The sequence below is a fragment of the Alteromonas sp. 009811495 genome, from assembly GCF_028865455.1.
In the GTDB taxonomy this organism is placed as follows: Bacteria; Pseudomonadota; Gammaproteobacteria; order Enterobacterales; family Alteromonadaceae; genus Alteromonas.
The window spans coordinates 1,093,168-1,117,939 of record NZ_CP113972.1; the positions used below are offsets into that span (position 1 = coordinate 1,093,168).

Genomic DNA, 24,772 nt, shown 5'->3' on the forward strand with positions numbered 1-24,772 from the left:
GTTTAGTTGGGGTTGTACCAGTGGTAAGCAACGTGGTTGCGAAGTCATACGCTGGCTTTAATAATAAGAGACGACTAATGAATCGTTCTTCAAAAGGGTTTGGCTTAACCGGAGTAGCTGTTGCTGTAGTTCTGATGTTCGTTACTGCTGTGTTTAGCACTTCAGCGAAATCAGCCGATGCTCCATCGACGCTTAGTGTGCAGTCTTCAGTTAAGTAGTCTGAAAGAAAAATTCTAACGCCCGTAGCAGGTTTCCTGTTACGGGCGTTACTCATTTAGGGGGCTAAAAAACGCCAAATAATGCGCGTTAGCGCTTTCTATTATTTTCCCTATTGATCATCTTCTGAGCGGGATGTTTTTTAAGTAAAACATAAGTAGCCCCAAAACCGCCATGCAATGGTTGGGCTGTGTGAAACGCAATGACCTCTTCAAGCTCACGCAGCCAATGGTTCACATAACTTTTCTTTAAAGCTGGAAACGGTTTACTGTCAAGGCCTTGTCCGTGTTGAATAAGCAGTGCGCGAACGCCCCGTTCATGACTTTGTTTAATGGTTTGATAAACGCGATCACAACTTTCTTTTAATGAAATTCCTTTTAGCGAAATTTTATTCTCTAAAGGGTATTTGCCCAAACGAAGTTTTTTAAACACCCCATCTTGGATCCCTGGTTGCTGAAAGGCAATAAAATCATCAGGCGGTACCGGTTTTACGCCTTCCATACTCAGAGGATTTAATAACTTATCTCGAATACTATCTTGGGAGGATGCGCGTTTTCGTTTTTGCTTTAGCGCACTTTCTGGGTCGTGAAGTTGAGCCACATTATCGCTTTTGATACGTCTAACGTCTTTCATTTCATCAAAGAACGAACTTAAATCATCATTATCTTCATACATCATGGTCAGCTCCCGTTAACTACTCGCTTCTTTGATTCGCTTACTTTAATGTGGGGCGCAATATTGTTTTTACAATATATCCGTTCGCATACGACTAGGTATTCTGATCTTATACTTTTGTCTATTTATACTTTGGTATATATAGAAGGTGATTTTTCGTCGCTGGATATTAAGCACAAGGTTAAGAATAGGCTATAATACTCAGTATCATCTGATGAGTGTTCTAATTATGTTTTTACGTCTAACGCTATTGTGTTGCCTATTGATTACTGTGCCGGTTACTGCCGCGTCCACAGTATTCCAGGCTGCAGTTACGGCATTCGACGAACCGAGTATCAGTGAGGCGAGCCCACTGCATTTTGGAAGCATACTCAACACTTCAGGCTCAACCTGTTCGCTTGACAACTCTGGTACGGTATCTGGCGCCTGCGCGAGCGCTAACGCCAATATCTCTGTTGGGCTAATCGATATATCTGGGTTGCTTGCTAACCAAGAATATCAAATTGAAGTCGTCGGTTCTGATAACGGCATATTGCGTTTTCAGCCTGCCATAACGGTCGACAGTATAGTGAGTACGGATAGCGACGGCGATCAAAGTGTTTCCGTTACTACTATTCAGCCAACTGACACCATGACTATCAGTGTGCATGGAAACTTAGAAGTGTTGTCTGAATTGCAAAGCAGTGACACCTATCAAGCCAGTTATACCGTTAACGTAAACTTTCAATAACCCTTTTAATTAAACGCGCTCTAGTGAAGAACGTTCGCAGCGCGGGTCATGAAAGGTGTGTCTCGATATTGATGATCAAGGTAGTCATCAACACACTTACCATTTTCGTTAACCGGTGCTAACAATCGATAAAATGTTGCGTCTGCAGGTGAGTTTGGTACAAGCAATAATTCTGGGTGTAATATAAGTATTTGTGGGTTTACGGATGTCTTGGAGTAGTATGCAGACAACTGACATATTTGTTTGGGTAGGCTCTTTGTAAGTGCACGTTGTGACGCTTTAATTTTCTCATCAAACTCATAAACAACCGTTTCTCTTGTCCAATCTTCGCCTTCATAGCGCGTAACAGGACTAATAAATGCGTTACTAAACGCAACGTGACTTTGAATTGCTTCTAAAAATAGCGATGCATCAGTAATACTTGTAAACCCGCCAACCGTTACATAGGTCATGGCTAATCTATGATTGCGATAATACTGCATTGAGCTCGGTGTAGTAGGGAGGTGTCTAACGACTTCACTTATCGAACGAGCATGTCTAAAAATACCAATTTGTATTTCGTATTTAACATCGGCATCAATAATCGAACTTTCGGTAAATTGACTATCATCGTCTAATTGGAGACCTTGTGACGATTCGATTGACTTGATAAGTTTGATGTCGTCTAAGTAGATGGAATCACCTTCAGTAGGTGCAATAAATGACAATGAATTGCTACTTACGCTTAGCGCATTTCGTTGTAAGTAGCCTTCGTCTATTTCAAGTTCGTACTCACCGGGTGGAAGTTGCGTAACGTAAAAATAACCATCACTCTCGGTATAAGTTGTGGCCACATTATTGCCAGTTTCATCAACAATATTTAGCTGAACCCTCGGTGCGCCGCGACTTTGTTGTTCGCTAACAAGGAAAAGTGTGCCTTCTACATCGCTTATGGTGTGTACCGGTAAATTCACTTGGTTTACACCACCGCTGTGCGTCAGTACTTCAACATTATTGTCTGCGGCTATCATATAGAGATCGGGCAGTGAGGCGCTATCAATCGATAAAGTTTGGAAGTTATGATTGGTAATAATGCGCGCTTTACCTTCTTCATTGGTGTAATCATTGCGCCATTGCGAATTACCTTTGAAGTTCACACCCTCGAGAGGTTGTTCATTGCTGTCAAATTGATTGTTTCTGTTTGCATCAAGGAATGCAAAAGCATCTATTCTACCAGCTGCTGTAGTAGCCGCTCTGTCAAAATTAAATGCGCGACTGTACGGGTTATAATTGATATTGCCTGTAAATGTGAGATTTATTGACCAGTCGCCGTCTTCACCAAGCGTTCCACCCAATCCCACGTTAACAAAGTCGAAGGTCCAGTTGTGCTGATGTTGCAATTCAAGGTTGTTCGTACCGCTTGCTCTGTACTGTAAACGTGTTTCTCGATGCTGAGATAGTAAATAAGGCCAGCGCAATGCAACATAAAAAGTGTCGGTATTAAAGCCATCTGATGGAACAAAGTCCCAAGCACTGGCAACTTGCCAGCCTTCAATTTGTTTAGAGTAATACAATCGGCCTGTTACAGGTTCTGCAGTATTTTTGCCTAGCACTACACCACCAGAAAACGTACCGCCTAATAAATTGTTATTTATGTTTAGCCCGAGGCTAGCATTGTCAACTGTTCGCTTAAACGTACGATACGATAGGTTGGCGTTCCAGCCTAGCCGCCCAAACAATTCAGTTTGCCCATTAATTCGAGCAGTGGTTTCGTTTTCAATAAGCGAGTTTTCACCATAGCGCTGACTAACAAAGTTACTAAGATGTCGATTTGAAAAGTTGAATACAACATCCTGATTTATCCTTCCATTCCATCCAACAAACGTCGCATAACCACCTTGTTCTTGCTGTGTAAGGGATACATGCAACGCAGAACCTTTAAATTGCGTGTCTATTGCGCTGGTGTAATAATCGAGTGGTGTATCGTTAAGCCATAAACGCTGGTAAGTACCCGATATACTTGTATCATCAGTTAAGCCCACGCCTACCTTCGCTAATACAGATTTACCTAAACCACTTTCAGAAACTTTGCCATCTAACAGGCGATAATTATTGTCATTCACCCCAAAACTAAAATCGATGTCACCTTTTTGTGTTTGCTCTTGCCCAACGCTAACGGTTTGATTTCGGGTTTCCTGTTGTCCTTCAGGACCGTAAAGTTTAAGTTCGAAGAAGTTGTTTCCGTAAAACGTATCAATATCTTCAAACAGTACTTTGTTTTGATCGTCACTGAATTTTTCATCGATAAACTGCCCATTTCTAAACAGCTGCACACGCCAACCCGGAAGTACAAACTCTTCAATAGTGGTTTTGGAAAAGTTCCGTCGCCCCTTGTCATCGCCGTTGTGAACGAGGAAACCCAGCGATTGGCTGGGGGAGGTGACAACATTGTCTCCGACTAATTGAATATCACCTAATTCATAAGTTAAGCCTCGTTCGCTAAGTAACGTCGCGGTATCTTCTAACGTTCTCGTCAGTCGTAAGAAGTGTTGGCTAGTATCCCTTACTCGACTCATTCGAAAGTTGGTTTCGTGCTTAAGTAAATCGAAACCAGCATTGATATTGACACTTAATCGTTCTGATTGCGCGTTCCTGTCTTGCGCTACAACGCGATAACTAAACAATGGGGAGGTATAAAAGTGGTACGTATCGTCAATAACACGGTCGATACTCTCGGTATCTTTTTTATAAAACGTTGGGACAATCAACTGAGGCTCTGTGGTATCTATAAATTCTATATCATTGCTGGTAAGACTTAATACCAAAAGTGAATCATCGAACTCATAACTTACGGGCAGCAAAGCTGGCAGCGCATTTACATCAATGTAAAGGTCAAAATCGTCTTTACTCCAATAAAGGAAGTCGCGAGAGTTTGTACTGGTAGATGAAAATTGAATATCAAAATCGCAGTGGCTTTCAGCGCCTTGCGAAGCAATATTATTCGTAGGAATGTCTATGTTCCAATTCAGGCCCATTGCATCTACAAGAAGTGAAACAGGAACAAGCAAATGATCATCGACGCTGTAAACATCTAATCCGTCCCACACCGGGCGCCCGTTTAAGCGTAAAACGGCAATATAAAAGTTGTCTTCATCGAGTGTTACGCGCTTAAAAGGCTCGCTGATATTACAATTTGCTGCGAACGCACTATTTGTTAACGCAAGCAGCAAAAGCAGAACGAGCCTGAACATAAAGATCTAAAAGTGGGTTAGTTAATAGTATGGGGGATAGAGAGTGCTAGACTACCACCAAATTTTTCGTTTTCTGTATAGCGGATTACCACGTCGCCCTTTGACGCATTAGTTAACGGTATTAATACTTTTCTGCGTTCCAGGGGACGATAAACGGCTACGTTGTTTAGCACACCTAAGGTTTCACCATTTGTCGTTTCCACCACATAATTGCCGAACAAAGAACGATTCCCCGTTCTTGTTTGCCATACCTGTATATGGGGCTGGCCGTTATGCATCACAGTAGAGGGTGAGGCAAGACTTGATTCAGCAAACACCTCACCGTGACGAACTATAATGGGTACATTGTATGCCAGCTTACTTGCAAGGTTAACGTTGCCGCCTTCAGTAGGAGCTAGTTCAGTTACGATACGCAATACCGCACGATATTCGCCATCGGCAAGTCCTGACGGTTTTCTTAAAGCAAAGCGAAGTGCCTGTCTTTCACCTGGCTTAATAGTGCCTCGCTTTGGCGAAAAGCGAATAAACTTATCGGCAGCCAATGGGTCGCTATTAACGCTATAAATAGCACCCTCTTCGGTCATTTCGTTAAGCGTTAATTCAGCAGTGTACTTAAACTCTTTAGCACCCGTATTTCTTAATTGCAGTGAAGCGGTTCGGGTTTTACCGTCGAAATAGACTCTAAATTTAGATAGCGCGACATTGGCTGAAACCTGCGTTGAAAGTATTAGCCCAAAAAGTAAAAATGTATAAAAAAAGAAACGAGAAAAGAATGGTGTACTGCGCATAAAGTGAAGGTCCCAACTGCATGATTTGAGAGTGAAAGGGTGCTTGAATTAGCACCCTACTTTAGCAGTTTTACTGGAAAGATACATCTACGATGTAGTTTGCTGTATAGCTGTCACCAGGTGTTAGTGCAGTAGTAACAGTCATCTGACCGTATACGTCAAGCGTTAAGTTATCACCCGTACCATTAGTCGTTACAGCAATAGCGGTGTTGTCAGCGTTATTTTCATGTGTACCAACAGCGCCGTTGATATCAAACTCAGATACAAATGAAACATTAGTACCAGCTTGACCTGTAACGGTTACGTTTAGTGGTACGTTAGCGGTCAGCCCACTTACTGTGATTAGACCAATAGCAATGTTTGCGTTGGTTGCATCACAGCTTCCTGCAACTGCACCTGTGTTGTCCATTGTACAAACGGCACCTGAAGTTGGTTGCATCGCACCAAAATGAAGTGCAGTAGTTTGTGCAATTGCCGCATCAGAGATGGCGTTTACAGTAGCTTGAAATGTACTATTTGCAGCAATTGTTGAAGCAGATAGCGTTGAAAGTAGCGCAAGAGACACTAAGCGTTTTTTCATGTGTATATCCCAAATTATCCCTAAAAGTGTCACCTAACTTCCAGTGACACGAAAATGTTATGAATTTTATAGTGGTGATGTACGCTGTTTTAGACTGCTAGCATACTTCGATGGTTATTCAACCACATGACTTGACAAAAGATAAAGTATCAACACACATAACTAATTAAGCAGTGCCCTGACTACAGATGAGAATTGGAATTGTTAACTTCGTTAGCTTTTGTTTTAAATGGGATTTTTGTGATTTTGGAGTGTTTTTTTTGGACTCGAAAAACAGCTTAATACTTTCGTATAAATTTTCAATTAGCCCAAAAATGCTATTTTTTTTAATACTTTAGGCGAGTTTTTTTCATGAAAAATCGACTTTTTCCACGAAATGCACAAATTGCAAGATAAAAGATCTCAGCAATTTACGTTAAAGGTATGTGAAAATATCACGAAAATGGCGTCCCCACCGCGACTCGAACGCAGATCTAAAACTTAGGAGGTTCTTGTTTTATCCAGTTAAACTATGGGGACAGCATCTTGATTATACGTAAAAAATTAGTCCTGTTAACCCATAGAATTGAATCACACTATTTCTTCACAACAAAATCGTTCTCCTGAATATTAGCCACAATACCTGTATTCTTACTCACTACTGACGAGGAGTTGCTATACGCGTTACGCACAACAAAAGTACCAGGGTAAAGGTGATATTGAAGGTATTTACGACCATAGTTGTCTATGACTTCTTTTGATTGATAAACGTATAGTTCATCATTATTACTGACGCCGTTATCTCGCCCTAAAGATACCGAAATAACATCGCCTGCAACGTGGATAACTCGCCCTGTGACTGGCTGGCATGCTGTCGCTTCTTTTATATCTTGCACGGCGTCTTCAACGAGCTCTTGCACTGCTAGCCCGTAACGGGACTGCCAAAATGCGGTTGAGTATTCGTCAACATTCTCGAACTTGTCAAAACTCCACTGCGCACGTGTCTTGTAGTTGTGCGTGAACAGAAGACCACCATTGATACCATCGTATACGCGCAGGGTAAGCGAAAAATGTCTATGCTGTTTGTCGTCTTTCCAAGGTGTGAAAATTGATGATGGAGATGTTTCAATACTGAGGTCGTCTATACTGCCGAGAATAACGTACTGCGTGTTGCTTTGCTGAGAAAGATTGCGCACATTTTGTTCGGTAAATTGGGTTTTAAATTGGGCAGTGTGGGGCGCTATGTGCGTAAGTTTTAGGTTGTCAGTGGTATTGCGCATTATAAAACCAAAGCGCTCAGTAAATGCCTGGTCAAAGTTTACAATGTTACCATGAGTGAGTTGCTGACGGCTTTTAACTAAAAAGCGCGTTGTTGAAAAGTGTTTCTCATCAAATTGTGCGTCACATGATTGTGCTTTTGGAAAGATATCGGCTCTGATACCGACGGTAATAACGTTGCCATTGTATATTTCATCGACTAATTCTAATTGAGCAACTTCGCCTGAGGCGCTGATTGTCATTTCTTCGTTTTCAAGCAGCCCATTGGTAAGTGTGTGTACACTGTGGATAGACGCACCAGCGAATAACATTGCTTGTTTTAGTGCTTCTTGCGTAGCTTTCTTTCTTGCGTCTTCTTTATCGCCATCAATAATAACGGCTTGTCCTTTAGCTTCATACCATGCGGCATTTGCTTGCCCCATAAAAAGTGCAATTAGGCAAATGACCACCACAACAATGTTAAATAGGGCTGTTGCTGTCACTCTATTTAAATGTCGCACAATACACCTCTGTAAAATGTCACTAATACCTTGACGCAACGCGCGTCAGGCGTCTATTGATAAGGGCGTTTGGTTGTGTTGTTGTGCGCGGCTTTTACCGCGCTGTTTGTACCTTGTTTATTAAGGCAAGAAGCAAACGCATATGGGATATGCTAAAAAGATGCCAATAATCTTTGCCAAAAATCCGTCTATTGATTGCGTAACATTTCAGGCAATTTACGGCCCGTAATCAAACCTACAATGGATTCAGATTTACGAGAGTAATTCAAATGGGCGCACAAATTGCTTTATGAATTACTGTTACATTAATTCAAAGCCAATAGACGCTTAACAGCGTCAAAATGTTGTCTGAGTTGTTTTTGTCAGGAAATACGGTTATGCCATGTAAAGTGTCTAAGAAACTTAAGAATATCGGTCAATCTTCGTTGCTTGCTATTTCGCTAGGGGCTGCACTTTCTTTGGGTGGCTGTGGCATTATCGACAAGCATGTGGAATGGGAAACGGTGGAGCCCGAGAGCTATCCTATACTTAAAGCGGTTGGTTATGCGCCTATTGACTCTCAGCGCGGTGACAGCGAGAGCGCTAAGCTAATAATGGCAATGAGAGCTTCAAAACTTGATGCCTATCGCGAGTTAGCTGAACAAGTATACGGGCAGCGTTTAGAAGGTAACCAATCTGTCTCGAGTCTTGTGGTTGAAAGTGAAACACTCAAAGCATCAGTAGAAGGTGTTATCCGTGGCGCTGAGGTTGTGAAGGCGTATCCTGTTGGAGATGACACTTATGTTACCGAACTCTCATTAGATATGAAGCAGGTCTACGACCTTTACCTAACGACAGCAAAGCCTAGAAGGGTGAAAAACGTTAAATACTATTAAGGTAGTGCCGAGTTAAATTGCGTTACGCACTTACGCCAGAACCCAAAGTGCCACCTTTCGGTTTACCTTTCTTATCGTAAGTCAACGATTCTTTGGCGCGTAACTCCATCATCAAATTGCGTAGGTGTGTGAGGCGTAGCTGTCCTTGCTCAACGGCTTTTTGATTGATTTGAGTTCGATACTTACAATCGTCTAAAAGCGACTTTGCTTTCTCTAGTAACGCTTCTTCTTTTTCAGTCATTTCTTGAACAGCATTTATCAACTGCTCCACCTGACCGTCAAGAGTTTGAATAGCTTCCAGTAAGACAGACTTCTCGTCGAGCAAACGCATCAGTGATTCTGCTTCGCGGGAACTGATCAATTGCAATTCTTTTTCAAGCAATAAAGCGAGTGTAGAAAGTTGTTCTACCTGTTTGCTTAGTGCCTGTTCCAAATTGCTCATCTGTTCTGTCACTTCGATACCTGTATTACATTGCTTATTAAGCTACTTACTAAATTACTTTAAAGATTAGTGGACTCTACATGCCAACGGGCATGCGTTTTACTTTGAGCTGAAGATTTCTGACTCAAGTTTTGCAATTTTGTTAGCCAGTACTTCTGGATTAACGCGGTACTCACCACTTTGAATTGCTTTTTTAAGACGGTCCACTTTTTCCTGATTCACAGGCGCTTCAGACCCTTTCTTTTGAACTTGATTTAACTGCTGCGCCGACTGTGTCAACGAAACAGAATCTTGACGTGGCGCAGGCGCTGTCGATGCAGTCTGAGCCGATGCCTGTTGTTGGGCTTGCTGCGTTTGATTTTGCTGCGCAACCTTGCCATTATCAACGGGAGTTTTAGGTAACCCATTGTTTATATTATTAATTGCCATAATTAATCCTCACTACCTTTTTGCCTCTGTTATCTGTATCGGCCTAGCGCGTATTTTCTTTAGCCTTTTTACTAACAAAAGCGGTAGATTTTCACTGCCTCAATCACAAGTGTATCACGACTTCTTCTGAACTGGCGACTCTTGCAATAACAGGCTTTTGGCTGGTGGCGTTAATCACTTTAATGTTATCACCTACAACACCGTCTTGTTGGGCAATTCCAGCTGTTTTTACTTCCATACCAGCCACCTGTGCGGTTATGGTAATCCTATCACCTTTACATACAAAGCATAGCATATTGCTTTGCAGTGCCTGACCATCAGTTACCCGCCGTTTTACGCGAGCGCCAACAAGCGCATCAATATCGGTGAAAGCGGTGAATCTAAGTTTTCGAATATCCACTTTGGCAAGTGATAGGTTTGAAGCGGTCAAAACCGTTCCTGGACTTACCGCGCCTTGAGTTACCACAATTTCCGTAGTGCGCGTAACTTGACCACTTGTGAATAAATACCAATCATTATCGCCACAACTCACACGAACAGATATGTACGACTGGGCGAGCGCTTCATCAGAAGCATGATATTGGAAGCCAGTCGGGCAATTGGGAATGTTTATTCTATCGTCTATCTTCACAATTGACACATCAGTGCTAGTATCTTGAGAGTTATCAGCAAGTTGTGACAATAAATATTGTTTCGCGCCTTCTTCGACTTTTTCGTGCATACTTTGCGAAGCATCACTCGAAATGGGGATAAGTCCCATCGCAACAAGTGTGACGAACGAATAAATGGTTCTGCTTAGGCTAGCGTACGTATTTTTCATCATGACTTTTCGTGTTCAGTTGTTGAGTTATTGACTATGCTTAAGTAACTCAATGCAGATAACAAAGTTGCAGTAACGTGCATTTTGGTCGATAACCAGAAGCAAGCGTCATTTTTCTGTCGTTTGACCTGCAAAAATTTAGTGATATTGTCTATCTTAAACATAGTAGGCAATGATCATGCCCAGTATTACTTAGAGGTGACCTATGTCGGGGATTTTAGATTCAGTTAACCAGCGCACCCAGCTCGTTGGACAGAATCGTTTAGAGCTGTTGCTGTTTAGACTGAACGGACGTCAGCGTTTTGGGATTAACGTGTTTAAAGTGCGTGAAGTACTTCAATGTCCACCTCTAACCGCAATGCCGAAGTTGAACCCGCTAGTACGCGGCGTTGCACATATCCGTGGGCAAACTATTTCAGTAATAGACCTGAGCATGGCTACCGGTGGTAAGCGTATTGAGGATTTGAAAAATTCCTTTATTGTTATCGCTGAATACAACCGCTCCGTTCAGGGATTTTTGGTGGGTGCTGTAGAGCGCATTATCAATACAAACTGGGATGCTATTATGCCGCCGCCTCAAGGTACAGGGCGCGCCAGCTACTTGACCGCGGTTACAGAAGTAGAAAATGAACTAATCGAAATCCTCGATGTTGAAAAGATTTTAAATGAAATTTCACCGCTCAATGCTGAAGTTAGCACTGAGGTTGCAGAGGGCTTAACCACCCAAGGCCAAGAGAACAAGATCATCTTTATTGCAGATGATTCTGCCGTGGCGCGCAATCAGGTCAAAAAGGCGCTAACAAGCCTCGGGCTTGAAATAGAGCTTGCCAAAAACGGGTTAGAAGCGCTCAATCGTCTAAAGGCTATTGCCGAAGAATATGGTGATGTAACAAATCGAGTAGGTGTATTGGTATCGGATATTGAAATGCCGGAAATGGACGGCTACACCCTTACTGCCGAAATCAAAAATACACCAGAGCTTCAGAAGCTTCATGTCGTTTTACATACCTCATTAAGTGGTGTGTTCAACCAAGCCATGGTGCAGAAAGTTGGGGCTGATGACTTTATCGCTAAATTCCACCCAGATGAGTTGGCTACAGCGGTCCAAAAATGGTTAATGACTGAATGCGAGTAACGGAGCAACACTGCATTGGCTAATAAAGATGTTTCGCCAGAAAGTTACCTTAAATTTAGAGACTTTCTCGAAAAGCAGTGCGGTATTGTATTAGGTGACAATAAACAGTACTTAGTACGAAGCCGCCTTGCCTCTTTGCTTTACAAGCATAAGTACGAATCTGCGGATGAACTCATCGATGTTGTTGTGCGCGGATTTGATCGCACACTTCTGCAAGGTGTGATCGATGCAATGACCACAAACGAAACGTTGTGGTTTCGAGATAATTACCCGTTCGATCTTCTCATCAAGGATTTATTGCCAAAACTCGCATCTAAGAATCAGAAGATCAGGATCTGGAGTGCGGCATGCTCTTCCGGCCAAGAGCCATATTCTATTGCCATGTCAGTACTTGAGTTCCAGCGTCAGCGGCCGGGCGCTCTGCGTGCTGGCGTTGAAATAGTGGCGACTGATCTTTCTTCTGAAATGCTTAAGAAGTGCGAGCAAGGTATCTATGACGAACTTTCACTTGCTCGTGGTCTTTCTGCGCAGCGCCGTGACACTTTTTTTGAGCAACACGAAACAGGCCTGATGCAAGTGAAGCCTGAAGTTCGGCGAATGGTTTCGTTTCGAAGTCTTAATTTGTTGTCAAGTTATGCAGGTCTTGGCCGCTTCGACATCGTTTTTTGCCGCAACGTCCTTATTTATTTTTCACCTCAAGTTAAACAGCGAATACTGCAACAAATTGCCGGACAGCTGCAAAGTGATGGCGTACTGTTCCTTGGCGCTTCTGAATCTATAAGCGCAGCGAGTGATATCTATAGCATGGTTAAGTGTCACCCTGGGCTCTACTATCAAAAAAAATAAATATTAATATGGGTTTGATTAATAAGTGTTTTTCTTCTAATCAAACCCGTTTTCTTACTTATCTTTCCCCGTCAAAAACACATTTTGGCATCTGCTTTGCTAAATAATCTTCAAGAAAGCCTAACCGCAATCAAAAATAAGTATCGATGACGTGTGTTGAACTTCCACATACATCACATGCTTAGAAGAGACTTTTTCATATCTCATCTTGTGGGCAAATAAACGCCAAGCCAAAAGATGAACACAGAGAAAGCAATACGAGTAAGTCAGAGGTCGATTTATGGCAATTAATTTAGACAAATTAGTAGGGTTTCACGAATCCGCGCTCAAGATACGCACAGAGCGTATGGAAGTGATTGCGGGCAACCTTGCCAACGCCAATACACCTGGCTACAAAGCCAGAGATATCGATTTTAACAAAGCTATGCAGTCTGCAATGAAAGAAAGTTCGGGCGGCGTCTCTTCTCACTCTTCAGGTGGTCTCGTTAGGACAAATTCTCGCCACATAGGCGGCAATTCAACGTCAGTAGCGGCAAATTTTGACATGAAATACCGAATCCCGACTCAACCTGATACGGGAGACGGGAACTCTGTTGAAGTACAAGCCGAAAGAAATCGATTTTTAGATAATGGGTTGCGCTATCAAGCAAGTCTTGAATTTTTGAATGGAAAAATTAAAGGCATGAAGAAAGCGTTAAGCTCTGGAGGTCAATAGTCATGAGTCTTTTTAATGTAATGACAATATCGAGCACAGGTATGGAAGCGGAAAATGTGCGCTTAAATACCACTGCAAGTAATATCGCCAATGCGAATTCGGTGAGCAGTAGTTACAACGAGACCTACCGAGCAAGACACCCTGTGTTTGCAACAGCGCTTCAAGATGCCATGCGTGATCAGTCAAAAGGTACTGGCGTGCAGGTAAGAGGCATTGTAGAGAGCGATGCGCCACTGCAAGTGGAATATGCACCAAATAACCCAATGGCAGACGAGAATGGCTACATCTATAAGCCGAACGTCAACATTGTGGAAGAAATGGCGAATATGATGTCGGCGTCAAAAGCTTACGAGACAAATGTGCAAGTTGCCGATACAACCAAAAGAATTTTCCGCCGCGTGCTTCAACTCGGTCAAGGGCAATAATCTGCCGCTTGGTTAATGTGAGGATAAACCAGTGAATACCATAAACAATACCGGCTTAAATACAGATTTGTATTGGCAAGAAGAGACGGTGAAGATTGCCGACGGGACTGAGCAGCAGCTATCGCAAGAAGATTTCTTCGCGATGTTGACTGAACAGCTTGCCAATCAGGATCCGACCGCACCGGTTGATAATGACCAAATGGTTGCTCAGATGACATCTTTTACTATGGCTGATGGCATTTCACAGCTAAATGAAAAGTTTGAGTCGTTCGCTGCTTCCATGACATCAAACCAAGCGCTTCAAGCCTCTAGTCTTATTGGTCAAAACGTATTGGTGCAAGGCAACGTGGGCTATATGGCAAATCAAGGTGACGGTATTTCAGGGGTAGTTGTGAACGAGAAGACAGTTCAGAACATGAAAATTACCATTGAAAACCAATACGGCGAAGTAATTAAAACAATTGATGCTGGCACTCAAACTGCTGGCAATATCGAATTTGAATGGGATGGCAAAGACAAGCATGGCAATGATGTCACCCCGGGCGAGTATGTAATCAATGCTACCGGTGAGTTGAACGGTGAAGGTGTTCAGTTGAACACAGCCGTAAACCGCCATGTGGGAAGTGTCAGTTTGGCCGGTAGTGGTCAAGGCGTAATTTTGAATTTGGATGGTGATGTCAGTATCAATCTTGATGACGTCATTCAAATCGGCAGTTAGTAGGAGAATCAATAATGTCTTTTAATATTGCACTGAGTGGCGTATCTGCCGCACAAAAAGATTTGGATGTAACCGCCAACAACATCGCAAACGTAAATACAGTTGGCTTTAAGGAATCTCGTGCAGAGTTCGGTGACGTTTATGCGGCATCACTGTTGGCTGGCGGTAAAACCAAAGTGGGTGATGGTGTTTTAACACAAGAGGTTGCACAGCAGTTTTCACAAGGTAGTTTGCAATTTACCAATACTTCACTGGATTTGGCGATTACCGGCAATGGCTTTTTTGCCACTGTACCTGAAATAACCTCTCGCGATTTTTCTTTCACTCGCGCAGGTCAGTTCAAACTAGATAGTGATAACTTTGTCGTTAACAGTAATGGTGACAACCTGCTAGGTTTTCCAGTGAATGCTGATGGCACGAGTGCATCGGTTGCATTAAGTACCACCGAGCCCGTGCGAATTCCTGATTCTTCGGGTTCGCCGCAACAAACTTCTGAAGTCGACATTAGAATGAACCTACCGGCGGGTGATTCAGCACTTGATCCGGCAGATTTTAACCCAGAAGACCCCTTAACCTACAACGCGGCCACGTCAGTGACAGTGTACGATTCATTAGGTGATAGCCACGTAATGACATACTACTTTATTAAAGACGGCACCGCGGGTGTAGATAACGAATGGTATGTTGCAACGGCCGTTGACGATACCTTGGTTGACATGACCGACTCTGCTGGCGCTGATACTGACCCTGCTACAGCAGTGAATGTTGTGGGATCAAATACGGGTAATGCAGTGACTGCTTCAAAGCTCATCTTCTCGCAAGGTGGTGACTTTGTTGGGATGGAAACGCCAGATGGTACTGCAACACTAGACTTTAAGATGCAAACAGAGGCACTTGGTGCCACTATTTTGGCAAACGGTTCAGATCCATCGCAACAAATTAGCATTGATTTTAACCTTGATGTTAATGGTGCAACACCGAATGAACCTACTCAGTTCGCGTCTGCATTCGAAGTAACGTCACTTGAGCAAGATGGTTTGCCAGTGGGCCGTTTGACGGGTATTGATATTGGTCCAGATGGCCTTGTGCGAGCAACTTTCTCAAACGGTACGTCTGAACCTATCGTGCGTGTAGCCTTAGTACGCTTCTCTAACGAGCAGGGCCTTACTCAGGAAAGTAGCACGCAGTGGAAAGAAAGTATTTTGTCTGGAGAGGCACTAGCAGGTGAAGCTACCACGGGTACCTTTGGTGAAATTAATTCATCAGCGCTAGAGCAAGCGAACGTAAACTTGACCACTGAGCTAATCGACATGATCATCGCTCAGCGTAACTTCCAGGCAAACTCTCGAGCGCTTGAAGTAAACAATTCGCTTAACCAGACTATCCTGAATATTCGATAGGCGGATAGGGCGGCAGAAAAGCGGCAATAACTAAGCGCTTTTTCGTCGGCAAAGTTCATATTAATTCACGAGGTCGCCTCTGCGCGGCCTCTTTATTTTTCTATATATTTCATACCTCTACAACTTCATGTGAGCCTGTTGGCTACAAACTCTACACATTGGCATTGCCTTTGCAAAATCAAGGGTAAGGTTTAATCAGAGTCAAAAGTCAGTCATGGACAAACTACTCTACATCGCAGCAAGTGGCGCTTCTCAAGATCTTTTAGGTACTGGTGTACGCGCGAACAATTTGGCCAATGCGCAGACTACAGGTTTTCGTGCTCAGTTAGAGCAGGCAAGGTCAATGCCCGCGTACGGTGAAGGTTTGCCAACCCGAGTATTTTCAATGACAGAGAGCCCTTCAAATAATTACGAGTCGGGCCCGATGATTAAGACTGAACGTGACCTTGATGTTGCTATTCAAGGGGACGGGTGGTTTGCCGTTCAAGACCAAAACGGACAAGAAGCATACTCGCGAAATGGTAACTTCAAGTTAGGTGACGACGGAATTTTGACAGATGTTCAAGGACGCCCTGTATTAGGCGACAACGGTCCAATTTTTCTTCCAGTGCCGTTGGACAACTTGAATATTGCGTCTGATGGCACACTGTCTATGCGACAACTCGGCGCACCCGCTAACGTTATTGAAGAGGTGGGTAGACTGAAACTTGTCAGCCCTAATTACGCTGATATGGAACGTGGTCGAGACGGTCTTTTTCGAATGGAAGACGGTTCAATTGCAGATCCCAATGCTAACGTGAAAGTGATGTCGGGCATGCTAGAAGGGTCGAACGTGAATGCCGTAGAAGAGATGGTCGACATGATCAGTCTTCAGCGCCATTACGAGCTTCAAGTAAAAGTAATGAAGCAAGCGGAAGAATTAGATACTCGCGGCAACATGCTGCTACGAATTCTGTAAACGTATTTTTAGATTTGTTGCTTGAAAGGCAACGTCGGAGGTTAACATGCATCCAGCACTGTGGATTAGTAAAACCGGACTTGATGCCGCACAAACTGATGTTGCTGTGGTATCTAACAACTTGGCAAACGCATCAACGGTTGGCTTTAAAAAAGACCGTGCAGTGTTTGAAGACTTGTTATATCAAAATATCAATCAGCCAGGTGGCCGTTCGTCAGCAGATACTGAGCTGCCTTCGGGACTAATGCTAGGTTCAGGTTCGAAAGTGGTTTCTACGCAAAAAGCACATACGCAAGGAAACCTACTAACAACCGAAAATGCGTTAGATTTATCTATACAAGGCCGTGGCTATTTCGAAATACTTCAGCCAGATGGCACATTAGCGTACAGCCGTAATGGGCAATTTAGCCTAAACGACCAAGGACAAATTGTTACCTCTGGTGCAGGTTACTTGTTACAACCTCAGGTCACGATCCCTCCTGATGCGCAGCAAATCACGATTTCACAAGACGGCCAGATCAGCGTAAGTATTCGAGGACAGGCAGAGCCTCAGCTACTTGGACAGTTGAATGTAACCGACTTCGTCAATCCAACTGGTTTGCAACCCACTGGGCAAAATCTATATGTAGAAACGGCATCAAGTGGTGCGCCTATACAAGGTATCCCAGGTTTGCAGGGGCTTGGCATGATCTCTCAAGGTACGCTGGAAACGTCGAATGTAAACGTGACAGAAGAATTGGTAAACCTTATTGAAAGCCAACGTCTTTATGAGATGAACTCGAAAGTTATTTCCTCTGTTGATCAGATGCTTGGTCAAGTTATTCAACAGCTGTAGGAGTAGATTGAGATGCGTTGCGCCATTTTCATTATGCTTTGCTCACTGCTTAGCGCCTGTCAGAGTACTACTGATGAGCGCGTTCAGGCGAATGACCCGTTTTATGCGCCTGTGGTGCCGAATTATCCGGAAGAAACCGTTATTGAAGACGGCTCCTTGTTTAGACCTCATCTGGCTAACAGCTTGTATTCAGATGTTACCGCACGTCAAGTAGGTGACATTATTACCGTGGTACTAAGCGAGAATACGGCGGCAACGAAATCTGCGAACACGACCACATCGCGTGAAACAACAGCAGACTTGCAACCGATTACGGGTTTAGCGGGCAACGCCATTAACATAGGTAATCAGTCTATCCAGTTTGGTCTTGATTCGTCGAATGACTTTTCGGGGGACGCTGCGGCCAATCAGACCAACAGCCTTCAAGGCGCTATATCGGTGACAGTTGTCGATGTACTCCCCAACAAAAACTTAGTTGTGCGCGGTGAGAAATGGATGACCCTTAACCACGGAGACGAATATATTCGTCTTACAGGTGTGATTCGTCCGTTAGATATCAACCCTGACAATCAAATAGAGTCTACCAAAATTGCCAATGCGCGCATTCAATACAGCGGCACTGGTACCTTTGCAAGAGCACAAGAAAAGGGCTGGTTGGCAAAGTTCTTCGATTCATCTTGGTGGCCACTTTAACGTGGAGAGTGTAGTTATGCGTTATTTTTCGTTTTTCGCGATAGCACTGTGCATGTGTGTAGGCTGCATTCATAGCGCTTATGCACAGCGTATTAAAGACGTAGCATCCATTCAGGGTGTTCGTTCAAATCAGTTAATTGGTTACGGTTTGGTTGTCGGCTTGCCAGGCACTGGCGAACAGAACCCTTTTACTGAGCAAAGTTTTAGAACCATGTTGGCTAATTTTGGTATACGGATGGATGCCAACACGCGACCTAATACGCGAAATGTTGCCGCGGTGGCGGTACATGCCAATTTGCCCGCTTTCAGCAAACCCGGTCAAACCATTGATGTAACTGTATCCTCAGTTGGTGAAGCGAAAAGCCTGCAAGGTGGCTCGTTGTTACAAACTTTCCTGCGCGGTGTTGATGGCAAAGTGTATGCCGTGGCACAGGGTAGTTTGGTGGTAAGCGGTTTCGGTGCAGAAGGCGGTGATGGTTCTCGAATCGTTGTAAATACGCCGACTGTAGGGCGCATTCCTAATGGTGCCATGGTAGAGCAAAGCGTGCCAAGCGGCTTTGCCAATGGGGATTATTTGACGCTTAATCTTCACTACCCTGATTTTTCCACTGCTAAAGCGCTAGCTGACACCATCAATGAAAGACTGGGGGCGCAGCCTGAGAATGGTTATGTTATTGCAAAGCCCATTGATGCCGCTTCAGTAAGAGTAACTGCACCTAGAGACGCAGGCCAACGCGTTGGTTTTTTAGCAACCCTTGAGAACTTTGACTTCACGCCAGCAGATGCGCCTGCGCGTGTGGTTATCAATAGTCGAACTGGCACTATTGTCATTGGAAGCGACGTTCGTCTGTTGCCTGCTGCCATTACGCACGGTGGGCTTACCGTTACAATTTCCGAAAATCAGCAGGTTTCGCAGCCCAATGCCTTCGGTGAAGGACAAACTGCGATTACTACACAGTCGATTGTAGATGTTGATTTGGCTGACAGTCGCATGTTCAAGTTCGAACCGGGCGTTACATTGGATCAGCTTGTTCGCGCCGTCAATGAAGTCGGAGCGGCACCTGGTGATTTGATGGCAATTCTTGAAGCTTTGCGTCAGGCCGGTGCCCTACGCGGCGAACTGGTCATTATTTAGGAAGCTGCATGATGGAAGCGCTCAGTACTAAAAATCAATTGGACATGGCTCGCAATGTTCACGATTTAGGTAGCATTAACAAAATGCGTGAAGCAATAGCGTCTGGCGATGAGAAAGTATTGCAAGAAGCCGCTGAGCAATTCGAAGCTATATTTGTGCAGATGATGTTGAAGTCTATGCGTAAAGCACAAGACGCACTCGCTGATGAAAATAGTCCGTTTAATTCTCAACAAGTAAAATTCTATCGCGACATGCATGACCAGCAGCTTGCTGCTGACTTGACGGCTAATGGTGGGTTAGGGCTTGCTGACGTGATTGTTAAGCAGTTAGGGCAAACCGAAGATAGTTATACGCCATCGAGCGTTATTCGTAGCGATGGTAATTTGTCATCGCTAAATCGCGAACGTGCACAGTACATTGAGCAAGCGCAAGATCTCGCCCTAAATTCGCGCTCTATTCGCACTCAGTCTGCGCGTAAAGATGCGATGTTTGAAAGTCCAGAGCAGTTTGTTGAAAGCTTAATGCCAGTGGCGCAGAAAGTGGCTGATAAGTATGGAATGGATCCCAAAGCAATTATTTCGCAGGCTGCTGTTGAAACAGGGTGGGGAAAATTTGTTATCCATACCGCTGACGGGAAAAGTTCTCACAACTTGTTTGGCATAAAAGCAAACGCCCAATGGCAAGGTGAGCAAGCGGTTGTAGATACCCTTGAGTTTAATAACGGCATCGCTCAAAAACAAAAAGCGGCATTTCGTTCTTACGGCTCTGTAGAAGAGGCGATGGAAGATTATGGGCGCTTCATTACATCGCAGCCTCGTTATAATCGAGCGGTAGAGCAGGCCTCTGATGCGCGCCAGTACACGCAAGCACTACAAGATGCGGGTTACGCTACCGATCCAGAATACGCGAACAAGATAATGGCCGTTTATCACAGCGACCGACTCAGTGCGCTAATGCCATAGGGATGGAGAGATCAAAATGAATTCGGTTGATTTATTTTCTATAGCGACAAGTGGTGTTAATGCCAGTAGCAAGCTGCTTCAGACCACCAGTAATAACATTGCCAATGTGAATACGCCGGGGTATGTTCGCGAGCGCACAGAGATTAAAAACAGCGGTGTGTTTGGTGTAGAAATTGGTAATACTGAACGTATCATCAATGTCTTTGCCCAAAATCAGCTGCGAAGAGACATTACGTCTGTGGGAGAGTTGGAATCTTTTTCTCAAAAGACAACCGCCATAGACAACTTGCTTGCCAGTGAGGCCAATTCTATATCAAAAGGGCTGACTGAATACTTTTCGGCGTTACAAACTGCAGCTGACGACCCTACCAATCTCGCCTCCAGAGAGCAGGTGCTGGGTAAGTCTGAGTCGCTGTACAACCGAATGAAGACGCTTTCTGATTACATGATAGAGAAGGAAGAAGAACTCAACTTAGAATTTACTTCTTTGATCAATCGTGCCAATACCTTGATTGGAAATATCGGTGATCTTAACCGAAACATTGTCATCGCAAATGGTAACAACACTAGCGATCAGCCTAGTGCACTGCTTAATGAACGAGACAAAGCCATTGATGAACTCGCCTCAATCATGGGGATTTCAGTAAAAGAAAGTCAAAGCCAAAATGGTGCCGTAACCATTAACCTGACATCAGGAGAGTCACTTGTACTCGAAAACGGCGCGTTTAATTTGTTCGAGCTAAATAGCAACGCTGACCTAAACTTTAAGCAGTTAAAGCTAGAAACTGATTTTGGTTCAAATACCAAAGCCGATGCGTCGGTGCGCATCGTGGAAAGTGACTTGGGCGGAAGTATGGGCGGATTGTTCCGCTACCGTGACGAAGTGCTAGGCCCAGCAATGCGTGATGTGGGGCAGTTGTCAGTAGCCTTTGCTGATGCAATGAATACCCAAAATAAGCTTGGGATGGACCTAGATGGCCAGTTAGGTGGAGACATTTTCACTATTCCTACATTCCCAGGTTTAGCATACGAGGGCACTACAGGTGACTATGTTGTAACGGCGCAAATTACAGAAGGTCAAGGCGCTGAACTGACTGACGCAGACTATCGCATAGAGGTGACAAACGTTGCAGCAGGTGTGCCGAGTGAAATTGAAATTACCTTACTTAATTCAGACGGAACGCCAAAAAAAGATGCATCGGGCAATGATATTGTTTATTCAAATTTTGCGGTAACCACAGGGTTCAATGAACTGCCAGGTGGCATTGAAGTCGACTTTTCAGGGACGTCGACGTATGCCATAGGCAATGAATTTTTGGTTCAGCCGACTAAGACGGTTGCATCAAGCATAACGCTTGCCACGAACCGCCCTGAAGATCTAGCCTTTGCAAACCCAGTTCGCGCTGGCGCCGACGATACGAACCTAGGCAGTGCAAACGTAATTGATGTTACCGTGACAAATACCACTGTGGGTGCGGGCACCGACCGTTCTGCGTTTGATGGTGCGGGTGGCATCGACACTGCGGCACCTGCGCAAATCGTGTTTACCGCTGCGAATACCTATGATGTACTCGATGGTACAGGGGCGACGATTGCGACGGTAACAGGGGCCACTGATCTGAATAACTTGATTGAGCAAGCGAAAAATAGTGGTACTTGGCCAGCGGGTTTTGCCGGTCTGACTGATTACCCTGGGTATGATCTAAGCCTCGATGGCTTGCCGCGTGCTGGGGATAGTTTTTCTATTGGCTATAATACCGACGGTTTTAACGACAACAGTAATGCATTAAGTTTAGCTGCACTGCAAAATGCCAACAACGTACAAGTAAGTAGCGAGTCAACAAATACGCCTCGTACCTTTCAAGATGCCTATGCGTCTATGGTGGGCCGTGTCGGTGAAGATACAGCGATGGCGAATGTATCACTGGCGTCAGCTGAGGCAATGAAAGTTCAGTCTCAAAACTGGTTTGAGTCAGTATCGGGCGTGAGTCTAGATGAAGAAGCTGCGAATCTTATAAAGTATCAGCAAAGTTATGCTGCCGCCGCTCGTATTTTGTCTACGGCACAAGATTTATTTAATACCATTTTGCAATCTGCAAGGTAGGTGAGTAATGCGTATTTCAACAAACCAACTTTATGATCAGAACATGCGTTCTATTATGAATAACCAAGGCGATCTTGCTAAAACGCAAGAGCAGCTCGCCACGGGAAAGCGCATTATTACCCCAAGTGATGATCCTGTTGGCGCAGCGAAAGTTCTTCGCCTCACTGAAGAAATCGATGAATTGAGCCAATTTCAACGAAACAACGATTTGGTTACTGGCTCGTTAGAACAGCAAGAAGCGGTATTAACAAATATTACTGACTCAATTAACCGGGCAAGAACCCTTGTCGTACAGGCGGGTAATGGCATTCTTTCAGACCCTGACAAACGTGCCATTGGTGCTGAACTTGAACAAATTAAGTTAGAAGTGTTCAATTTGATGAATACGCAAGATGCAGATGGTAACTATTTGTACGCAGGCTATCAGTCTGGAAATCAGGCGTTTGATTACAACCCAGCTGCTTCCGGTAATGCGATTACTTTTGCAGGCGACCCCGGGGTAAGCTTCATTCAATTGTCGAACAGCTCAAAAATTCAATCGACCAGCAATGGCTATGAAGTGTTTGAAAATGTACTCTCGCGGTTTAAATTTTCGGTAACTGGCAGCACTGTGGCTGATTTAGAAAGCGCAACAGTAAAACAGCAAGGTACGTTTGATACGTTTTTCGACAAAAACTATGATCCGGTTACCGCAGCTAACAACGACTATCAAATTACGTTTTTAGCGTCAGGGCAGGCACAACTGGTAAATCAAGGCACTGGTGCAGTAATTGACACTGTTGACTACCAGTCTGGATCACCATTTAGTATCAAAGGTATGGAGTTTTCTGCATCGGCGACTACTGGCGATACCATAGACTTTTCTCTCAATGCGCCAGAAAAGAAAAGTGTGGCGCAATCACTTCATGAGATCCAAGTTATTTTAATGGACTCAACTATTAACAATAGCGCGCTGCAAGAGTCTATCGCCGATGCGCTTGTGGGCCTTGATAATGGGCTTGAGAAGATCTCACTAGAACGGGCATCTATCGGTAGTCGGCTTAATATTGCCGAAAGTACTTACGAAAGTAATTTAGATATGGAAATCGCAGCCAAAGCTGCACGTTCTTCGATTCAGGATATTGACTACGCCGAGGCTTCTACGGAATTTGCGAAGCAAGAAACGGCATTGAGTGCTGCATTGGCCACTTTTCCCCAAGTGACCAATTTGTCTCTATTCAATTACATATAAACCTACGAATACAGCGTGTTTACGCCAGTTATTTTAATCATGTAAACACGTGCTTCCTTGTCGATATGGCAAGAGTAGTAAGAGCAATACAAGGTATCGCCTTCAAGCACAAGTCCAGGGTAACTAGTGTCACCCGCACTGGGTAAGGTCAAAAGTTCACAAAGCGTTTTGGTATCAGCGTTAAAATGCCAAAGGCGAGTGGAAAACTTGCGAGCCTGCCAGTCAATATGTCGCCCGGCAACTAAAAAGTTTCCATCCTTAAGTGCCACAGCGGCCGGGCCACCAATATAGATCCCTAAATCATACCACTGCCAATTCACATAAGGTGCCACCGCTGTGCCAAATTGTGCACTAAATGTGTCTGCATCGCGCCTCAAAAAAACCGACGCAGTACCAGCGTCGTCAATGAGAAAAGCACTTTCGTTAGGGTATCCTTTTCCCTGTTTTTTCTTACCAAATAAATTGGGTCTATAGGCTTGCATTGAGCGTGTTGGATCGCCTTTAAAAAGAGAAATAAATTCAGAAGGGCGATTGTAAGCGAAGCCATAGGCTTCGTCTTTGTACCAAGTGTGATTCCACAACCACCATCGACTCTCACCAAACTCATTTCTACTCGACCACGACTCTCCCGTGGTACTGAAAAAGCTCACCATTTTGGTAAACATGGTTCCATCTTCTAAAAATGTTTTGGCATAGGCAGTAAGAATTAACCTTCGCCCGTCAAATGAAAACTTCGGGTCACGCAAATCATACTTTGGCAGCGATAACCTAGTGTGTCGAATAACGTTGAACGTCGTTTTATCAAGAGTAAGTATTCGGATCCTTCCGTCAGGGCTGACATGATCTTGCGCTTCTCGATAACAGCAAAATAACGTTTTATGAGAATCGTCAAAAGGATTGTCGTGCAAATCGGTAAATGCTGCGTGTTTTGCTGGCTTAGAAATGCGTACAGGTTTTTCGAACTGAATTTTGTCAAACATCGAAATCTCCTTTAAAAATCTGACCCTTAACCAAGAAATATCTATTTCCTTACGGCAATACCTTACCGCTTTTCGGCAATTTTCGTAATTTTT

At 44.0% G+C, this 24,772-nt stretch carries 25 protein-coding genes and 1 tRNA gene; 16 read left to right on the plus strand and 10 right to left on the minus strand.

Annotated elements, in window-relative coordinates:
- The first annotated feature begins 77 nt into the window (after positions 1–77).
- Entirely contained in the window at positions 78–218 is a 141-nt protein-coding gene (locus OZ660_RS04945) for a hypothetical protein (protein ID WP_201283734.1), read from the plus strand.
- Between the two features lie 88 nt (positions 219–306).
- Here OZ660_RS04945 and smrA read toward each other — a convergent pair whose 3' ends face one another.
- On the minus strand, positions 307–894 hold the full coding sequence (gene smrA, locus OZ660_RS04950; RefSeq protein ID WP_274742771.1) for a DNA endonuclease SmrA: 588 nt from the start codon (positions 892–894) through the stop codon (positions 307–309).
- Positions 895–1,105: 211 nt separating this feature from the next.
- Between smrA and OZ660_RS04955 the strand changes: the two genes are divergently transcribed.
- Positions 1,106–1,621: a hypothetical protein gene (locus OZ660_RS04955; RefSeq protein ID WP_274742772.1), complete on the plus strand. Its 516-nt coding sequence runs from the start codon at positions 1,106–1,108 to the stop codon at positions 1,619–1,621.
- Positions 1,622–1,641: 20 nt separating this feature from the next.
- On the opposite strand, the gene OZ660_RS04960 is transcribed toward OZ660_RS04955, so the two are convergent.
- The 5 genes from OZ660_RS04960 to OZ660_RS04980 form a co-directional block, all read right to left on the minus strand.
- Positions 1,642–4,851: an MSCRAMM family protein gene (locus OZ660_RS04960; RefSeq protein ID WP_274742773.1), complete on the minus strand. Its 3,210-nt coding sequence runs from the start codon at positions 4,849–4,851 to the stop codon at positions 1,642–1,644.
- Positions 4,852–4,868: 17 nt separating this feature from the next.
- A complete protein-coding gene (locus OZ660_RS04965; RefSeq protein WP_274742774.1) occupies positions 4,869–5,639 on the minus strand; it encodes a hypothetical protein in 771 nt (256 codons plus the stop codon).
- Positions 5,640–5,709: 70 nt separating this feature from the next.
- Entirely contained in the window at positions 5,710–6,219 is a 510-nt protein-coding gene (locus tag OZ660_RS04970) for a hypothetical protein (RefSeq protein ID WP_274742775.1), read from the minus strand.
- Between the two features lie 443 nt (positions 6,220–6,662).
- Positions 6,663–6,738 (minus strand) — tRNA-Arg (locus OZ660_RS04975).
- Positions 6,739–6,794: 56 nt separating this feature from the next.
- On the minus strand, positions 6,795–7,976 hold the full coding sequence (locus OZ660_RS04980) for a flagellar assembly protein T N-terminal domain-containing protein (protein ID WP_274742776.1): 1,182 nt from the start codon (positions 7,974–7,976) through the stop codon (positions 6,795–6,797).
- Positions 7,977–8,353: 377 nt separating this feature from the next.
- Between OZ660_RS04980 and OZ660_RS04985 the strand changes: the two genes are divergently transcribed.
- Positions 8,354–8,851, plus strand: coding sequence for an LPP20 family lipoprotein (locus tag OZ660_RS04985; RefSeq protein ID WP_202264100.1), 498 nt, complete (start codon positions 8,354–8,356; stop codon positions 8,849–8,851).
- 22 nt (positions 8,852–8,873) lie between these two features.
- Here OZ660_RS04985 and flgN read toward each other — a convergent pair whose 3' ends face one another.
- From flgN to flgA, 3 genes are all read right to left on the minus strand, one after another.
- Positions 8,874–9,305: a flagellar export chaperone FlgN gene (gene flgN, locus OZ660_RS04990; protein WP_202264101.1), complete on the minus strand. Its 432-nt coding sequence runs from the start codon at positions 9,303–9,305 to the stop codon at positions 8,874–8,876.
- Positions 9,306–9,392: 87 nt separating this feature from the next.
- Positions 9,393–9,722: a flagellar biosynthesis anti-sigma factor FlgM gene (flgM, locus tag OZ660_RS04995; RefSeq protein ID WP_202264103.1), complete on the minus strand. Its 330-nt coding sequence runs from the start codon at positions 9,720–9,722 to the stop codon at positions 9,393–9,395.
- A 103-nt stretch (positions 9,723–9,825) separates the two neighbouring features.
- A complete protein-coding gene (flgA, locus tag OZ660_RS05000; protein WP_274742777.1) occupies positions 9,826–10,545 on the minus strand; it encodes a flagellar basal body P-ring formation chaperone FlgA in 720 nt (239 codons plus the stop codon).
- 202 nt (positions 10,546–10,747) lie between these two features.
- Here flgA and OZ660_RS05005 point away from each other — a divergent pair, with 202 nt between their 5' ends.
- The 13 genes from OZ660_RS05005 (at position 10,748) to flgL (ending at position 23,699) form a co-directional block, all read left to right on the plus strand.
- Positions 10,748–11,677 carry a chemotaxis protein CheV gene (locus OZ660_RS05005; RefSeq protein WP_202264105.1) on the plus strand — a complete coding sequence of 310 codons (930 nt, stop codon included), beginning with the start codon at positions 10,748–10,750 and terminating at the stop codon, positions 11,675–11,677.
- Positions 11,678–11,692: 15 nt separating this feature from the next.
- Positions 11,693–12,523, plus strand: coding sequence for a CheR family methyltransferase (locus tag OZ660_RS05010; protein ID WP_159623584.1), 831 nt, complete (start codon positions 11,693–11,695; stop codon positions 12,521–12,523).
- A 280-nt stretch (positions 12,524–12,803) separates the two neighbouring features.
- Entirely contained in the window at positions 12,804–13,238 is a 435-nt protein-coding gene (gene flgB / locus OZ660_RS05015) for a flagellar basal body rod protein FlgB (protein WP_159623582.1), read from the plus strand.
- Positions 13,239–13,240: 2 nt separating this feature from the next.
- Positions 13,241–13,663, plus strand: a complete 423-nt coding sequence (gene flgC / locus OZ660_RS05020) for a flagellar basal body rod protein FlgC (RefSeq protein ID WP_159623580.1) — start codon at positions 13,241–13,243, stop codon at positions 13,661–13,663.
- Between the two features lie 31 nt (positions 13,664–13,694).
- Positions 13,695–14,381, plus strand: coding sequence for a flagellar hook assembly protein FlgD (locus OZ660_RS05025; RefSeq protein WP_159623578.1), 687 nt, complete (start codon positions 13,695–13,697; stop codon positions 14,379–14,381).
- A 14-nt stretch (positions 14,382–14,395) separates the two neighbouring features.
- The gene (gene flgE, locus OZ660_RS05030) at positions 14,396–15,781 is read left to right on the plus strand and encodes a flagellar hook protein FlgE (RefSeq protein ID WP_202264106.1); all 1,386 of its coding nucleotides are present in this window, start codon (positions 14,396–14,398) and stop codon (positions 15,779–15,781) included.
- Positions 15,782–15,995: 214 nt separating this feature from the next.
- On the plus strand, positions 15,996–16,739 hold the full coding sequence (gene flgF, locus OZ660_RS05035; protein WP_159623574.1) for a flagellar basal-body rod protein FlgF: 744 nt from the start codon (positions 15,996–15,998) through the stop codon (positions 16,737–16,739).
- 46 nt (positions 16,740–16,785) lie between these two features.
- Entirely contained in the window at positions 16,786–17,574 is a 789-nt protein-coding gene (gene flgG / locus OZ660_RS05040; RefSeq protein ID WP_159623572.1) for a flagellar basal-body rod protein FlgG, read from the plus strand.
- Positions 17,575–17,586: 12 nt separating this feature from the next.
- Entirely contained in the window at positions 17,587–18,267 is a 681-nt protein-coding gene (gene flgH, locus OZ660_RS05045; RefSeq protein ID WP_159623570.1) for a flagellar basal body L-ring protein FlgH, read from the plus strand.
- 16 nt (positions 18,268–18,283) lie between these two features.
- A complete protein-coding gene (locus tag OZ660_RS05050; RefSeq protein WP_274742778.1) occupies positions 18,284–19,402 on the plus strand; it encodes a flagellar basal body P-ring protein FlgI in 1,119 nt (372 codons plus the stop codon).
- An 11-nt stretch (positions 19,403–19,413) separates the two neighbouring features.
- Positions 19,414–20,364: a flagellar assembly peptidoglycan hydrolase FlgJ gene (gene flgJ, locus OZ660_RS05055; protein ID WP_202264110.1), complete on the plus strand. Its 951-nt coding sequence runs from the start codon at positions 19,414–19,416 to the stop codon at positions 20,362–20,364.
- 16 nt (positions 20,365–20,380) lie between these two features.
- Complete coding sequence (gene flgK / locus OZ660_RS05060; RefSeq protein ID WP_274742779.1) at positions 20,381–22,468, plus strand: flagellar hook-associated protein FlgK; 2,088 nt, start codon at positions 20,381–20,383, stop codon at positions 22,466–22,468.
- Between the two features lie 7 nt (positions 22,469–22,475).
- Positions 22,476–23,699 (plus strand): flagellar hook-associated protein FlgL, encoded by a 1,224-nt coding sequence (flgL, locus tag OZ660_RS05065; protein WP_274742780.1) that lies wholly within the window; start codon positions 22,476–22,478, stop codon positions 23,697–23,699.
- A gap of 2 nt (positions 23,700–23,701) precedes the next feature.
- Here flgL and OZ660_RS05070 read toward each other — a convergent pair whose 3' ends face one another.
- Positions 23,702–24,679: a hypothetical protein gene (locus OZ660_RS05070; RefSeq protein WP_274742781.1), complete on the minus strand. Its 978-nt coding sequence runs from the start codon at positions 24,677–24,679 to the stop codon at positions 23,702–23,704.
- Positions 24,680–24,772: the final 93 nt, after the last annotated feature.